Source organism: Streptomyces sp. C10-9-1 (assembly GCF_024497955.1).
Lineage (GTDB): Bacteria > Actinomycetota > Actinomycetes > Streptomycetales > Streptomycetaceae > Streptomyces > Streptomyces sanyensis.
Genome location: NZ_JANHKP010000007.1, coordinates 82,380 through 96,887, shown reverse-complemented (window position 1 = coordinate 96,887; position 14,508 = coordinate 82,380). Strand labels below are relative to the sequence as shown.

Sequence of the window (14,508 nt, the reverse complement as noted above, 5' to 3'; positions counted from 1 at the left end):
GAGGGCCCATGGTGTTCCGCAGCAGCCACGCCGACGTCCCGGCCGTCGTCGAACCCGTCCACGAGGCCGTGCTCGGCCGCGCGGCCGGGTACGGCGACGCCGTCGCCCTCGTCGACGGCGTGAACGGCACCACCGTCACCTACCGGCAGCTCGACCTGTTCCACCGCGGCATCGCCGCCGCGCTCGCCGCCGCCGGGCTGCGCAAGGGCGACGTCCTCGCCCTGCACAGCCCCAACACGATCGCCTACCCGGCCGTGTTCCACGGGGCGAGCCGCGCGGGGGCCGTCGTCACCACCGTCCATCCGCTGGCCACCGCCGAGGAGTTCGCCAAGCAGCTCCGGGACTCCTCGGCCCGCTGGATCGTCACCGTCTCCCCGCTGCTGGAGGTCGCCCGCCGGGCCGCCGAACTCGTGGGGGGAATCGAGGAGATCTTCACCTGCGACCGCGCCGAGGGGCACACCTCCGTCATCGACATGTTCACCTCGACCGCCCCGCAGCCCGAGGTGGCGATCGACCCCGCCGAGGACCTGGCCGCCCTGCCCTACTCCTCGGGCACCACCGGGGTGCCCAAGGGCGTCATGCTCACCCACCGCTCCCTCGCCACCAACCTCGGGCAGCTCGACCCCTTCATCCCGATGGGCCCCGGCGACCGGATCCTCGCCGTGCTGCCCTTTTTCCACATCTACGGCCTCACCGCGCTGATGAACGCGCCCCTGCGGAACGGGGCCACCGTGGTGGTGCTGCCCCGCTTCGACCTGGAGACCTTCCTCGGCGCGATCCAGGAGCACCGCATCGACGGCCTGTACGTCGCGCCGCCGATCGTGCTCGCGCTCGCCAAGCACCCGGCCGTCGACGGCTACGACCTGTCCTCGCTGCGGTACGTGGTCTCGGCCGCCGCCCCGCTCGACGCCGAGCTGGCCGAGGCGTGCGCCAAGCGCCTCGGCCTGCCGCCGGTCCGGCAGGCCTACGGGATGACGGAGCTGTCGCCCGGCACCCATGTGGTGCCGCTGACCGAGCCCGACCCTCCCCGGGGCTCGGTGGGCCTGCTCCTGCCCAGCACCGAGATGCGCCTGCTCGCGCTGGACGGCTCCGGCCGGGACGTCGGCGAGGGGGAGGAGGGGGAGATCGCCATCCGCGGCCCGCAGGTGATGAAGGGCTACCTGGGGCGGCCCGAGGCCACCGCGGACATGATCGACGCCGAGGGCTGGGTGCACACCGGCGACGTCGGACGCGTCGACGGCGGGGGCTGGCTCTACGTGGTCGACCGGGTCAAGGAGCTGATCAAGTACAAGGGCTACCAGGTGGCCCCCGCCGAACTGGAGGCGCTGCTGCTGACCTGCGAGGCGATCGCGGACGCGGCCGTCATCGGGGTGGCCGGCGCGGACGGGGGCGAGGTGCCCAAGGCGTACGTGGTCCGGCAGCCGGGGGCCGAGGAGCTGGACGAGGCGGCGGTGATGGCCTTCGTCGCCGAGCGCGTCGCCCCCTACAAGAAGGTCCGGCAGGTGGAGTTCACGCCGGCCATCCCCCGGGCGGCCTCGGGGAAGATCCTCCGCCGGGAGCTGCGCGACCGCGAACGCGGCGGCAGGTAGGGCGTGCCCCGGGAGCCACGCCCGGCCCGCGGCGCCGGTGGCGCGCCCGCCGCGCTCCCGGCGCCGGGTGCCGCCGCCCGGCGCGAGGACGAGCCTCCGCGTGGGTGCGCCCGCACGGGACGCCGCGCGCCCCGCCGCTCGGGGCGGACGGCGCCGCTCCCGGAACACGCACAGGCCGTCCCCGGGCGCGCCCGACCCGGCGCGCCCCGGGCCGGCGACCGGGCGGGGGACGTCCCCGGCCGGGCAGCCGGGACCGCGGTCGCCCGCGGTCCCTCCCCCGAAGGAGCGTCGTATGACCGTGGCCACCAGCAGCGACCGGGGCGTCACCACCCTGGCCCTCGACAACCCGGGCAACCGCAACGCACTGTCCGCCGCCCTGGTCACCGAGCTCGCCGAGGCGCTCGACGCCTGCGCGGAGGACCCGTCCGTGCGGGCGGTGGTCCTCACCCACACCGGGTCCACCTTCAGCTCGGGGGCGGACCTGAAGGCACCGCCCAGCCCGTACGCGTTCGTCGCCCTGCTGCGGCGGATCGTGGCGCTGCCCAAGCCGGTCGTCGCCCGGGTGGCCGGGCATGTGCGGGCGGGCGGCCTCGGCCTGGTCGGGGCCTGCGACATCGCCGCCGCCTCGTCCGCCTCCGACTTCGCCTTCACCGAGGTGCGCCTCGGGGTGGCGCCCGCGGTGATCTCCCTTCCGCTGCTGCCCCGGATGGAGCCGAGGGCCGCCGAGCGCCTCTACCTCACCGGGGAGCGCTTCGACGCGGCCGAGGCCGTCCGCGGCGGGCTGCTCACCCTGGCCGCCGACGACGTGGACCAGGCGCTGGCCCCGCTGCTCGACGCGCTCCGCAAGGGCTCGCCGCAGGGGCTGGCGGCCTCGAAGCGACTGGTCGCGGCTAGGGTGCTGGAGACCTTCGACCGGGACGCGGAAGACCTGGTGCAGCGGTCGGCGACGCTGTTCGCCTCGGCCGAGGCGCGCGAAGGGATGACGGCCTTCCTCGAACGACGGGATCCCGCATGGGTGTTGTGACCTCCTCCCCGCCGCCGTCCGGCCCCAAGCAGGACCGCAGCCGGGTGACCAGGCAGCGGCTCCTCCAGGCCGCCGTCGACTGCCTGGCCGAGGTCGGCTGGGCGGGGTCGACCGTCTCGGTGGTGGCCGAGCGGGCCGGGGTGTCGCGGGGGGCGGCCCAGCACCACTTCCCGACCCGGGAGGACCTGTTCACGGCTGCCGTGGAGTACGTGGCCGAGGAGCGCTCGGGGGCACTGCGGGAGCTGGCGCCCCGGGACCGGTCCGAGGTCGTCGCCGCTCTCGTCGACCTCTACACCGGACCGCTGTTCCGGGCGGCGCTGCAGCTGTGGGTGGCGGCCTCCGACGAGGAGCAGCTGCGGCCCCGGGTGACCGAGCTGGAGGCCCGTGTCGGCAGGGAGACCCATCGCATGGCGGTCCGGCTGCTGGGTGCGGACGAGTCGGTGCCGGGTGTGCGGGAGACCGTGCAGGGCCTGCTGGACATGGCCCGCGGCCTGGGTCTGGCGAACCTGCTCACCGACGACGAGGCGCGGCGGCGCCGGGTCGTCGCCCAGTGGGCGGAGCTGGTCGACGGGGCTCTCGGGCACGGCTGATCCGGTGCGGCGGGACCTCCGCAGAGTGTGATGCAGATCACACGACGGCTTCCCGGGGCGCAGTAGGCTTCTCGCATGCTCCTGCTCGTACGCCGCCGCCACGTGGACCTGCTCCGCGTCACGAGCACGGGCTGTCGGCCCGGCGCCTGACCGGCCCCGCAGCCCCCGGCCCCTCGCCCCACGGCGACCCCCGCCCCCGCCCACCCGGCGGCCGCGGGGGACCTGCTCACCCCGCGGACGCACCCATGTCGCACAGCACCCCACCGTTCCACCCCTCCCCGCCGGCCCCGACGGCACGCGCGGACTCCCCCGCCGGACCCGGGGGGATCCCACCGGCCCCGGACCAGCTCCCGGTGATCGACCTCTCCGCCGCCGACGGCACCCGTGCCGACCGGCGCCGGTTCCTGGCCGAGCTGCACGCCGCCGCGCACCGCGTCGGCTTCTTCCAGCTCGTCGGCCACGGCGTCACCGAGGCCGAGACCGCCGCGCTGACCGGTGCGATGCGCTCCTTCTTCGCCCTGCCGGAAGCCGACCGGCTCGCGCTCGACAACGTGAACTCACCGCACTTCCGCGGCTACACCCGGACCGGGGACGAGCGCACCGGCGGCAGCCGGGACTGGCGCGACCAGCTCGACATCGGCGCCGAGCGGCCGGCCCGTGCCCCCGGCCCCGGCGAGCCCGCCTACTGGTGGCTCCAGGGCCCCAACCAGTGGCCCGAGGCGCTGCCCGAGCTGCGCACCGCCGCCCTCGCCTGGATCGAGCGGCTCTCCGCGGTGGCCGAGCGGCTGCTCCACGCACTGCTCGCCTCGATCGGAGCCGACCCCCGCTTCTACGACGACGCCTTCGGCGAGGGCGCCCATCCCCATCTGAAGCTGGTCCGCTACCCGGGCAGCCCCTCGGACGGCAGCGGCCAGGGCGTCGGCGCCCACCGCGACTACGGCTTCCTGACCCTGCTCCTCCAGGACGAGGTCGGCGGCCTGGAGGTGGAGCGCGAGGACGGCCGCTTCCACGGGGTCCCGCCGCTGCCGGGCGCCTTCGTGGTCAACCTCGGCGAGCTGCTGGAGGTGGCCACCGACGGCTACCTGAAGGCCACCCACCACCGGGTGGTGAGCCCGCCCGGCGCCCGGGAGCGGTTCTCGGTCCCCTTCTTCTACAACCCGCGCCTCGACGCCCGGATCGACCCGCTGGTCTTCCCGCACGCCGGTACGGCGCCCGGGGTGACGGCCGACCCGGCGAACCCGCTGTTCGCCGAGTACGGCAGGAACGAGCTGAAGGGGAAGGTCCGCGCCCACCCGCTGGTCGCGGCCCGCCACCACCCCGGGCTGGTGGACCCGGGGCGTCAGCCGACGATGTCCCCGTAGCCGGAGATCTCCCGCGGGTCGCGGGTGCCGGGGCCGACGTAGCGGGCCGAGGGCCGGACCAGGCGGCCGGTGCGCTTCTGCTCCAGGATGTGCGCCGACCACCCCGCGGTCCGGGCGCAGGTGAACATCGAGGTGAACATGTGCGCCGGGACCTCGGCGAAGTCCAGCACGATCGCCGCCCAGAACTCCACGTTCGTCGCCAGGACCCGGTCGGGGCGGCGGTTGTGCAGCTCCTCCAGGGCGGCCTTCTCCAGGGCCTCCGCCACCTCGAAGCGCGGCGCGGCCAGCTCCCGGGCGGTACGGCGCAGCACCCGGGCCCGCGGGTCCTCCGCGCGGTAGACGCGGTGGCCGAAGCCCATCAGGCGCTCGCCCTTGTCCAGCGCCTGGCGGACGTAGCCCGCGGCGTCGCCGGTGCGCTCGATCTCCTCGATCATGCCCAGCACCCGGGAGGGCGCCCCGCCGTGCAGGGGCCCGGACATCGCGCCCACCGCGCCGGAGAGCGCGGCCGCCACGTCGGCACCCGTGGAGGCGATGACGCGGGCGGTGAAGGTGGAGGCGTTCATCCCGTGCTCGGCGGCCGAGGTCCAGTAGGCGTCGACGGCCTTCACATGGCGGGGGTCCGGCTCGCCGCGCCAGCGGATCATGAAGCGCTCCACCACCGACTGCGCCTTGTCGATCTCGCTCTGCGGGACCATCGGCAGACCCTGCCCGCGGGCACTCTGTGCCACATAGGACAGCGCCATCACGGCGGCGCGCGCCAGGTCCTCGCGGGCCTGGGCGGCGTCGATGTCCAGCAGCGGTTTCAGGCCCCACACCGGGGCCAGCATGGCCAGCGCGGACTGCACGTCGACGCGGATGTCACCGGAGTGGACGGGGATCGGGAAGGGCTCCGCGGGCGGCAGGCCGGGGTCGAAGGCCCCGTCCACCAGCAGGCCCCACACGTTGCCGAAGGAGACGCTGCCCACGAGGTCCTCGATGTCGACGCCCCGGTAGCGGAGGGAGCCGCCCTCCTTGTCCGGTTCGGCGATCTCCGTCTCGAACGCGACGACTCCTTCGAGTCCAGGTACGAAGTCGGACATCAGGCGGCTCCTCACGGTGGTTGCGGCAGGCGCGGGTCGGACACCCCGGTGATTCCCCGTCCTGGCGGTCGTCACCCTGCCGCCGTTCACGGGCTGTATGGAGGCCACAGTGACCCGACCCCAGATTTTGGCCGGTCCCGCCGATGCGGGGAAGCGTGAGATCCGGCACACTGCCCCGGCTCCCGCATGAGGATTGGCGGCACTCCGTGCCGGGCAGAATAGGCCCGCAGAACCCGGCTCCACTCCCGCCGGACGGCCCGCTGCGGCAGGATGGCCCCCGTGACCGACGACCACGCCGCCCCCAGCCCCGGCACCCCGGACGTGACCGTCTCCGGCCTGCCGGTCCCCGGCCCGGCGGAGACCGGGCTCGTCGTCCCGGACCCCGCCGTGATGCGCGAGCAGTACCGCTCGACGCCCCTGGACGAGCAGGCGCTGGCCGGGGGGCCGATGGAGCAGTTCGCCCGCTGGTTCGCCGAGGCGGCCGCCGCCGCGCTGCTCGAACCGAACGCCATGGTCGTCTCCACCGCCACCCCCGGCGGACGCCCCTCCTCGCGCACGGTGCTGCTGAAGAAGTACGACGAGCGGGGCTTCGTCTTCTTCACCAACTACGCCTCCCGCAAGGGCCGCGAGATCGACGCCAACCCGCAGGTCTCACTGCTCTTCCCCTGGCACGCGCTGGCCCGCCAGGTCATCGTCTCCGGGAGGGCCGCGCGCATCGGGCGCGAGGAGACGGCCGCGTACTTCCGCAGCCGTCCGCACGGCTCCCAGCTGGGCGCCTGGGCCAGCGACCAGTCGGCGGTGATCCCCTCGCGCGGGGAGCTGGTCCGCCGCTACGAGGAACTCGCCGCCCGCCACCCCGAGGGCACCGAGGTGCCCGTGCCCGGGCACTGGGGCGGCGTCCGGGTCGTGCCGGAGGCCGTCGAGTTCTGGCAGGGCCACGAGAACCGGCTCCACGACCGGCTCCGCTACGTCGAGGATCAGGACGGCGGCTGGCGGGTGGAGCGCCTGGCGCCCTGAGCCGTCCGCGCGGCGGCCGGCCCGCAGGACGCAGACGACCCGCGGGCCTTGGTCCCTCCGTCCGGACGGAGGGAGCCGGCCGGACGTGCCGGCGGCCCGCGGGTCGGGTGACTGCTGGGAATTTCGGCAGGCGGCCTGCCGAGGCACACAGAGTGCGACGGCAGGCGTCAGCCCGCAGTCACCTCACGAGTCCGAAAAGAAACCATGTTTTCGGATCACCTCCTTTCGCGTGTACCCACAGAGTAGGAACGCGGGCGACGGGGTTCAAGGGATTTGTTCGGGTCCCGCCCGTGCCCGCCCCCGGGCCCTGAGCGGCTTCCCGGAACCCTCCGGCGCGCGCGGGCCGCACGCCCGGGCGGCCGCCCCGCGCGCACCCGCCACCGTGCGCCCCCGCGCGCCGCTCCCCGCGCCCCACGCGCCGACGCGGTCCGCAGCAGCCTCCCGGGCGTTTCGGCGAAGGGCGTGTGGTTCAGGTCACGTTGGCGTTGAATGAGTCCCGCCGTATCGGCATACGCGGACGCGTCCTTCAGGGGGACCGGGATGAGTGCTTCCAGGAGCGGGATCACCGGCGGGGTCGGGGCGGAGGGGGCGGAGCCGGCACCGCGCCCGGCGGCCTCCGGGCCGCCGGGCGCCGACCTCCTCGCCGCACTCCTCGACGGCATGGACGCCGCCCTGTGCGCCCTGGACGCCCGGGGCACGGTCACCCACTGGAACCGGGAGGCCGAGCGGGTCCTCGGCTGGTCGGCCGAGGAGGCCGTCGGGCGCCTCGGCTTCACCGGGTGGGCCGTGCGCGACGCCGACGCCGACGAGGTGCGCGCCGGGCTGCTGGCTGCCATGGACGCCCCCGGGCGGCAGGTGCGGGAGTTCGCTCTGGTGCGCAAGGACGGCGGCCGCGTCCTGGTGCGCACCCAGTCCTCCCGGGTGCTCGGCGCCGACGGGCGCCCCGCGGGGGTGTACTGCGCCTTCGGCGAGGTGCACGCGCAGATCGACCTGGAGCGGTCCATCGCCCTGAGCGAGGCCCTGTTCGAGGAGGCCGCCTGGGGCGTGGTCCTGCTCGACGTGGACCTCCGGCCCGCCGTGGCCAACGCGCAGGCGGTACGCCTGCTGGGCGCCGGCCACCGCTCCGCCGTCCTCGGCCGCCCGCTCGGCGCGCTGCTCCGCGAGGGCGCCGAGGAGCTGGAAGGGGCCCTGGCGCACGTCCTGGCCGAAGGGCCCCCGCGCGGACCGGCCGACCTCTGGGTGCGGACGGCGGCCGAGGGCGCCGGGCGCCGCTGCTGGCACGGCGGCTTCGTGCGCCTCGCCTCCCCCCTCGCCCAGCGGCCGGTGCCCCTGGGCGTGGGCTGGCTGTTCCAGGACGTCACCGCCGCCCGTCTCGCCGAACGGGAGGCCGACCGGCTGCGCTTCCGCACCGGGCAGCTCCACCGCGCAGGCCGGGCGGCGGCCGAGTGCGAGGACGGGAGGGAGGCCGCGGCGGTCTGCGCTGACTTCGCCCTGGCGGGCTTCGCCGACCACGTGCTGGTCGACACGGTGGGCGCGGGCGGGCGCCTGGTGCGCGCCCTCGCCTCGCCCGCGGGGTCGGGGGGCCCCGCCGCGGGCCCCGCGGGCGGCGGCCTGCCGGTGCCCTATGCGCCGGGGCACCCGGTGCTGCGGGCGATGGAGCGGCTGGGGCCGGTGCGGGCCGGCGCCGGGGAAGGCGGCGCGGCGGAGGACTGGTCGCGGCGGCTGCGGTGGCCCGCGGGCACCGTGCACGCCCTCGCCACCGTGCTGCGCCACCGGGGCCGCACGGTCGGGGCGGTCACCTTCCTGAGGTCCGCGAGCCGCCCCGCCTTCGACCGCCCGGACGCCGTGTACGCGGAGAGCGTGGCGGCGCTGATCGCCTCGGCACTCGGGCCCGACGCCGGGCGGCCCCCGGCCTGAGGGGAGCGCGCGCCCGGCCGTCCCGGGGTGCTCAGCGCGCCCGGCCGTCCCGCCGTGCTCAGTTCCGGTAGAAGATCCGGTCCCGGTACTCCGTCATGACCCTGCCGTTCCACTCGTGGCCGCCGTCCACGTTGCCCGAGCGCAGCAGCGGGGGCTCGATGCCGCGCTCGGCCAGCTGCTCGGCGGCGGCCGCCATGGTCGCCTGCATCAGGGCGCTGGTCACGACCGTGGACGCGGGCGCGAACGGCGCCTCGATCCCCTCGTGGGTGAGCTCGGCGTCCCCGACGGCGATCTTGGAGTCCAGGACGATGTCGCAGTGGTCCTTGAGGAAGGTCCCGGAGGCGTGCCGCGAGCGGGTCTCCTCCGCGTAGGCGACCGAGGTCACGCCGATCACGGTCAGCCCGAGCGCACGGGCGTTGATCGCCATCTCGACGGGCAGCGCGTTGCGCCCCGACAGGGAGATGATCACGAGGAGGTCGCCCTCGGTGGCGGGGCTGGAGTCCAGCACGGCGCCGGCCAGCCCGTCCACCCGCTCCAGCGCCGAGCCCAGGGTGGCCGGCACGACGTCGACCCCGACGGCGCCGGGCACCGTGAGGAGGTTCATCAGGGCGAGGCCGCCCGCGCGGTAGACCACGTCCTGCGCGGCGAGGGAGGAGTGGCCCGCGCCGAAGGCGAACAGCCGCCCGCCCGCGGCCACGGTGTCCGCGACGGCCGTCCCGGCTGCCGCGATGCCGGCGGCCTCCTCGTCCCTGGTGCGCTGCAGCAGGCCGATGGCGGCATCGAAGAACCGACCGGCCAGCTTGCTCTCGCTCATCGCCGAGCCCTTTCCGAAGGTGGTGTCGAGGGTAGTGCGCGCCGGGGCCGTGACCGGAAGCGTTCTCCGGCTCCAGGAGGGCGTCTGTGTCGCGGATCACGGTGAGGTCTGGACCATTGCTCTGTCAATAGAGCGCGGGCGCCCCGGTGGGGCGGAGCCGGCCCGGGGCGGGGCACCGGCGGTGTGCGGTGCGGCCTCTCCCGTGCACGGCACGGTTGTCGGCGGGATGCGCAAGAATTGAGGCCGGGGCCATGCACGACGTTTCCACGCCACAGCATCGAGGGGCACGTATGTCCGGACTGATCGACACGACGGAGATGTATCTCCGCACCATCCTCGAGCTTGAGGAGGAGGGTGTGGTGCCCATGCGGGCCCGGATCGCGGAACGGCTGGACCAGAGCGGGCCCACGGTCAGCCAGACCGTCGCCCGCATGGAGCGCGACGGGCTCGTCACCGTCGCCGGGGACCGCCACCTGGAGCTCACCGGGGACGGGCGGCGGCTGGCGACCCGGGTGATGCGCAAGCACCGGCTCGCCGAGTGCCTGCTGGTCGACGTCATCGGCCTGGAGTGGGAGCAGGTCCACGCGGAGGCCTGCCGCTGGGAGCACGTCATGAGCGAGGCCGTCGAGCGCCGGGTGCTGGAGCTGCTGCGCCACCCGACGGAGTCGCCCTACGGCAACCCCATCCCCGGTCTGGAGGAGCTCGGCGAGCAGTCGGAGGCCGACCCCTTCCTCGACGAGAGCATGGTCTCGCTCGCCGAACTGGCACCGGGGCCGGACGGCAAGACGGTCGTCGTGCGCCGGATCGGCGAGCCCATCCAGACCGACGCCGCCCTGATGCACACCCTGCGCCGGGCCGGGGTGCAGCCCGGTTCGGTGGTCAGTGTGACGGAGTCGCCCGGCGGTGTGCTGGTCGGCAGCAGCGGCGAGGCCGCGGAGCTGACCGCGGACGTCGCCGCCCATGTCTTCGTGGCCAAGCGGTAGGCGCCGCCTCGGGCCGTCCCGGCGGGCCCGCGCGCCGGAGGGCGCACGGGCCCGCCGGGCGTTGTGGGGCCCGCCGCGCCGGCGGGCGCCCGGCGCGGGACCGTACCCGCGGCGGTCGCACCGACGCCCCGCGCGTGGTGCCGCGGCGCCGCGCCGGGGCACGGGCGCCGGGGTGCGCGCCGCGACCGCCGGGCCGGGATGCGCTCCCGCGGTGGCGCTTTCCCCGCGGAACGCCAGCGGCCGGGCGGATCGCGTGCCACTCTGAAGCCGAGGCATATGACGTGAGCCGGGGAGGGGAGCCGCGGTGGTGCGCCCTGGGTCGTGTGCTGCCGGTGCAGCGCGGAGGGGCCCCGGCACCCTGGGGTGCCGGGGCCCTGTCCTCCCCTGTGCCGGCCTGGAGCCCCGAGCTCCCGAGGCCGGTCCCTTGCGGACCGTTTTTCCCCGAGCGGTCCGCCTCCCGGAGGAAATCTCCCCCCGCCCGCCGCGTCCAATCCACCACGGCCGTCACCCGAACGAGGGTTGTTGCGTGGCAGAACCGCGTTTTCGAATAAGAGTTCGATAGTCTGGCCGGGCTCCGGAGGGGCCACCGACGCGGGGGAGGGAAGAGGGGGTGCCAGGATCATGGTGCGGCGCACGGACGTGATCGGCGCGGGTGGCGTTCGCCTCGCCGCCTGGGAGTTCGCCGATCCGCTCAAGGGCCCGGGGGACCACGGGCAGGCGGACGCCCCCGGTGTCCTCCTGCTCCACGGGCTGATGGGCCGGGCCTCCCACTGGGCGTCGACCGCCCGCTGGCTCGCGGAGCGCCACCGCGCCGTGGCGCTCGACCAGCGCGGGCACGGGCGCAGCGGCAAGCCCGCCGACGGCCCCTACACGCGGGAGGCGTACCTCGCCGACGCGGAGGCCGCCGTCGAGCAGCTGGGCCTCGCCCCGGTGACCCTGATCGGCCACGGGATGGGAGCGCTGACCTCCTGGCAGCTCGCCGCCCTGCGCCCCGACCTCGTACGCGCCCTGGTGGTCTGCGACATGCGCGCCTCGGCGCTGGGCGCGGCCTCGCAGCGCGAGTGGGAGGCGTGGTTCCGGTCCTGGCCGCTGCCGTTCGCCACCCTCGCCGACGTCCGCAGGTGGTTCGGCGAGGACGACCCCTGGGTTGAGCGCCCGAGCGCGGCCCGCGGGGAGTACTTCGCCGAGGTGATGGCCGAGCAGGCGGACGGCTGGCGCCCGGTGTTCGACGTGGCCCACATCCTCGCCTCCCGCGAGGCATGGGCCCTCCACGCGCACTGGGAGGAGCTGGCCCAGGTGTCCTGCCCGGCCCTGGTGGTGCGGGGTCCCGACGGGAAGCTCGGCCGGGCGGAGGCGCAGGAGATGGTGCGGGTCCTGCCGCGCGGCAGCTACGGAGAGGTCCCCGAGGCGGGCCACCTCGTCCACCACGACCGGCCGGACGGCTGGCGCGCGGTGGTCGAGCCCTTCCTGGACTCCCTCCGGGAGGTCTGAGCGGGGCCGGGCCGCCCGGCCGGGCGGCCCGGCGGTCAGCCCTTGGCCACCGCGGCCAGGATCTCCGGCAGCCGGTCCGCCGTCCTGGTCGCGGCGAGCCGCACCCCCGCCCAGGCGGTCAGCGCACCGTACGCCGCCCCCGCGGGGAGCACCGTCCACAGCGCGCCGGAGCCGGAGACGTGCAGCCACGCCGTCAGCGCCAGCACCGGCAGGGCCGTGACCAGCGAGGCCAGCAGTCCGCCCCCGAGCGACAGCCAGGCGATCGTGCCCTGCCCGGGCGCGACGTTCTTGTACGCACTGTCCTGCGGGATCGAGTACGGGAACAGCGCGGAGGCCACCGCCCCGGTCGCCAGCATCGCCCCCAGCAGGGCGAAGGACACGCCCACCACCTCGGGCACGGCGTCCCAGCGGTCCATCACCGCCGCGGTCACCGCCGCCACCAGCACCGTGTACGGGACGGTGACCAGCAGGATCGCGAGCGCCCGCGCCCGCAGCTCCTGGTAGGCGTCCCGGGTGGTGGAGATGGTCTGGGCCACCATCCAGAAGCCCGAGTAGTCCTGGCCGAACTGGTTGTACGTCAGCATGCCGAGCATCGCGGCGCCGAAGCAGGCGAAGTAGACGGAACCGGTGCCCTGGAGGGCGTTCAGGACCGGCACGATCAGGCCGATCGCCAGCGCCGTCACCCAGGCCCCCTTCGTCTTCGGGTCCCGCCACGCGTACCGCAGCGTGCGCAGCACCACCGCGCCGGTGCGGCCCTCCGGGAGCAGCCGGTGCAGTCCGGAGGAGGACCGGTCCCGGGTGGGGGCGGCCCCGAGCGTGGAGGAGTCCGGAGAGGTCATCAGGCGGGTGAGGCTGCGCTGCCACCACCACAGCAGCCCGGCCAGCGCCAGCCCCGTCAGGAGCAGCCGGGCCGCCGCCTCCCCGTACGCGCCCCCGCCGGCGGCCTCGACCGCGGCGACGGCCGAGGCGGGCGGCAGCCAGCCCACCACGTCGGCCGCGGGCCGCAGGGCGGTCAGCCCTCCCGCCCGGCCGAGGTTCTGGAGGCCGAAGTTGAGGAACTGGAGGCCCACTGCGATCAGCAGTCCGCTCAGCAGCGCGAGGTCACGCCCCTTGCGCGAGGTCAGCAGGCGGATGTTGGCGGCGGCGACGGCGCGGGCCAGTGCCAGGCACACCAGCAGCAGCAGCGGGACCGCCGCGACCGCGGCGACGGCCGCGGCCGCCCCGTGGGCCACCGCGAGGACCGCACCCACGGCGAGGCACAGCGTGACGAGCGGGCCGATCCCCACCACCGAGGCGCCGAGCAGGGCCGCCACCAGCGGCCCCGGACGCAGCGGCAGCATCACCAGCCGGGTCGGGTCGAGGGTCTCGTCGCCGCCGGGGAAGAACAGCGGCAGCACCGCCCAGCCCGCGGCGAGCACACCGGCGAGCAGCACCGCCACCGTGGCCGCCTGTGCGTGGCCGCGCAGCAGCACCAGCCCGAGGAGCAGCCCCGCGGTCACCAGCGAGGCGAACACCAGGGAGACGACGAAGACGGCCGTGCGCCCACCGGACCGGCGCAGGCCGCCCCGCAGCAGGGAGAGCTTCAACCGGACGAGGATCCCGGTCAGTCGGGCGGTGCTCACCGGGCACCGCCGCCGAGCCAGTCCAGCGAGGCCCCCGTGTCACGCTCCCGGGCGCCGACCAGTTCGAGGAAGGCCGCCTGGAGCGTCGGCCGCGCACCGCGCACCTCGGCCAGCGGGCCCTGGGCGCGGATACGGCCCGCCGCCATCACCGCCACCCAGTCGCACAGCGACTCGACCAGCTCCATCACATGGCTGGAGAAGACCACCGTGGCGCCCGAGGCCGTGTAGCGCTCCAGCACTCCGCGGATGGTCTGCGCGGAGACCGGGTCCACGCCCTCGAAGGGCTCGTCCAGGAAGAGGACCTCGGGGTTGTGCAGCAGCGCGGCCGCCAGCCCGATCTTCTTCCGCATACCGGTCGAGTAGTCGATGACCAGCTTGTGCTGCGCACCGGCCAGGTCCAGGACGTCCAGCAGCTGGGCGGCGCGCTGGTCGACCTCGCCGCCCGGCAGCCCGCGCAGCCGGCCGCTGTAGGCGAGCAGCTCCCGGCCGGAGAGCCGCTCGAACATCCGCAGCCCCTCCGGGAGGACGCCGATGCGGGCCTTGACCTCGGCCGGGTCCCGCCAGACGTCGTGACCGGCGACGCGCACCCGCCCCTGGTCCGGCCGCAGCAGGCCGGTGATCATGGACAGGGTGGTGGTCTTGCCCGCGCCGTTGGGTCCCACGAGTCCGATGAACCGGCCCGCGGGAAGGGCGAGGTCGATCCCCGCGACGGCGACCTGCCCGCCGAACCGCTTCCACAGGCCCTCCACCTGGACGGCGGGGGGCGGCACCCGCACCGCGCGCCCCACCGCGTCGCTCGTCTCCTCCGGCATGTCCGCCCGCCTCCCGTGCTCCCCGTCGGTACGGACCAACCCTACGGAGGGGGCCCGCCGCCACCCAGGGGCGGTCCTGGAAGCGGCCGCGGGCCGACGCTGCCGGAACCCGGAACGGAAGCCGGGCCGGACGCGGCCCGGGGGTACCGGGCACCGCCGCGGGACGGCGGGCGGGCCGCCGGTGCCGGGAACGGCGGCGGGGCGAAGAC

General features: G+C 75.6%; 13 protein-coding genes. 9 read left to right on the top strand and 4 right to left on the bottom strand.

All coding sequences use genetic code 11. From position 1 onward, the window contains the following. The first annotated feature begins 8 nt into the window (after positions 1 to 8). The 5 genes from NPS70_RS11675 to NPS70_RS11660 all read left to right on the top strand — a co-directional run bounded on the left by NPS70_RS11675 (position 9) and on the right by NPS70_RS11660 (position 4,564). Complete coding sequence (locus tag NPS70_RS11675) at positions 9 to 1,589, top strand: AMP-binding protein (protein WP_256524094.1); 1,581 nt, start codon at positions 9 to 11, stop codon at positions 1,587 to 1,589. Between the two features lie 292 nt (positions 1,590 to 1,881). Further along, positions 1,882 to 2,613 (top strand): enoyl-CoA hydratase family protein, encoded by a 732-nt coding sequence (locus NPS70_RS11670; protein WP_256524093.1) that lies wholly within the window; start codon positions 1,882 to 1,884, stop codon positions 2,611 to 2,613. Further along, positions 2,601 to 3,203: a TetR/AcrR family transcriptional regulator gene (locus NPS70_RS11665; RefSeq protein WP_256524092.1), complete on the top strand. Its 603-nt coding sequence runs from the start codon at positions 2,601 to 2,603 to the stop codon at positions 3,201 to 3,203. The genes NPS70_RS11670 and NPS70_RS11665 overlap by 13 nt, the downstream gene beginning before the upstream one ends. A gap of 75 nt (positions 3,204 to 3,278) precedes the next feature. Then, positions 3,279 to 3,353 carry a putative leader peptide gene (locus NPS70_RS28875; RefSeq protein ID WP_360647131.1) on the top strand — a complete coding sequence of 25 codons (75 nt, stop codon included), beginning with the start codon at positions 3,279 to 3,281 and terminating at the stop codon, positions 3,351 to 3,353. Positions 3,354 to 3,556: 203 nt separating this feature from the next. Then, complete coding sequence (locus NPS70_RS11660) at positions 3,557 to 4,564, top strand: 2-oxoglutarate and iron-dependent oxygenase domain-containing protein (RefSeq protein ID WP_308315003.1); 1,008 nt, start codon at positions 3,557 to 3,559, stop codon at positions 4,562 to 4,564. Here NPS70_RS11660 and NPS70_RS11655 read toward each other — a convergent pair. Beyond that, the gene (locus NPS70_RS11655; protein ID WP_256524090.1) at positions 4,543 to 5,643 is read right to left on the bottom strand and encodes a citrate synthase 2; all 1,101 of its coding nucleotides are present in this window, start codon (positions 5,641 to 5,643) and stop codon (positions 4,543 to 4,545) included. The two genes, NPS70_RS11660 and NPS70_RS11655, sit on opposite strands and share 22 nt — an antisense overlap. A 270-nt stretch (positions 5,644 to 5,913) precedes the next feature. On the opposite strand from NPS70_RS11655, the gene pdxH reads away from it, so the two are divergent. Both pdxH and NPS70_RS11645 read left to right on the top strand, forming a co-directional pair. Continuing rightward, entirely contained in the window at positions 5,914 to 6,660 is a 747-nt protein-coding gene (pdxH, locus tag NPS70_RS11650; RefSeq protein WP_374211984.1) for a pyridoxamine 5'-phosphate oxidase, read from the top strand. A gap of 540 nt (positions 6,661 to 7,200) precedes the next feature. Continuing rightward, positions 7,201 to 8,577 carry a PAS domain-containing protein gene (locus tag NPS70_RS11645; protein WP_256524089.1) on the top strand — a complete coding sequence of 459 codons (1,377 nt, stop codon included), beginning with the start codon at positions 7,201 to 7,203 and terminating at the stop codon, positions 8,575 to 8,577. Between the two features lie 58 nt (positions 8,578 to 8,635). Here the strand turns inward: NPS70_RS11645 and NPS70_RS11640 are convergent, their stop codons facing one another. After that, positions 8,636 to 9,391 (bottom strand): SIS domain-containing protein, encoded by a 756-nt coding sequence (locus NPS70_RS11640; protein ID WP_256524088.1) that lies wholly within the window; start codon positions 9,389 to 9,391, stop codon positions 8,636 to 8,638. Positions 9,392 to 9,681: 290 nt separating this feature from the next. Here NPS70_RS11640 and NPS70_RS11635 point away from each other — a divergent pair, with 290 nt between their 5' ends. After that, positions 9,682 to 10,374 (top strand): metal-dependent transcriptional regulator, encoded by a 693-nt coding sequence (locus NPS70_RS11635; protein WP_256524087.1) that lies wholly within the window; start codon positions 9,682 to 9,684, stop codon positions 10,372 to 10,374. Positions 10,375 to 10,995: 621 nt separating this feature from the next. Further along, a complete protein-coding gene (locus NPS70_RS11630) occupies positions 10,996 to 11,865 on the top strand; it encodes an alpha/beta fold hydrolase (protein WP_256524086.1) in 870 nt (289 codons plus the stop codon). 35 nt (positions 11,866 to 11,900) lie between these two features. Here NPS70_RS11630 and NPS70_RS11625 read toward each other — a convergent pair whose 3' ends face one another. Both NPS70_RS11625 and NPS70_RS11620 read right to left on the bottom strand, forming a co-directional pair. Beyond that, positions 11,901 to 13,487: a transporter gene (locus NPS70_RS11625; RefSeq protein WP_256524084.1), complete on the bottom strand. Its 1,587-nt coding sequence runs from the start codon at positions 13,485 to 13,487 to the stop codon at positions 11,901 to 11,903. After that, entirely contained in the window at positions 13,484 to 14,299 is an 816-nt protein-coding gene (locus NPS70_RS11620; RefSeq protein WP_256524083.1) for an ABC transporter ATP-binding protein, read from the bottom strand. Before NPS70_RS11620 ends, NPS70_RS11625 begins: the two co-directional genes overlap by 4 nt. Between the last annotated feature and the right edge of the window lie 209 nt (positions 14,300 to 14,508).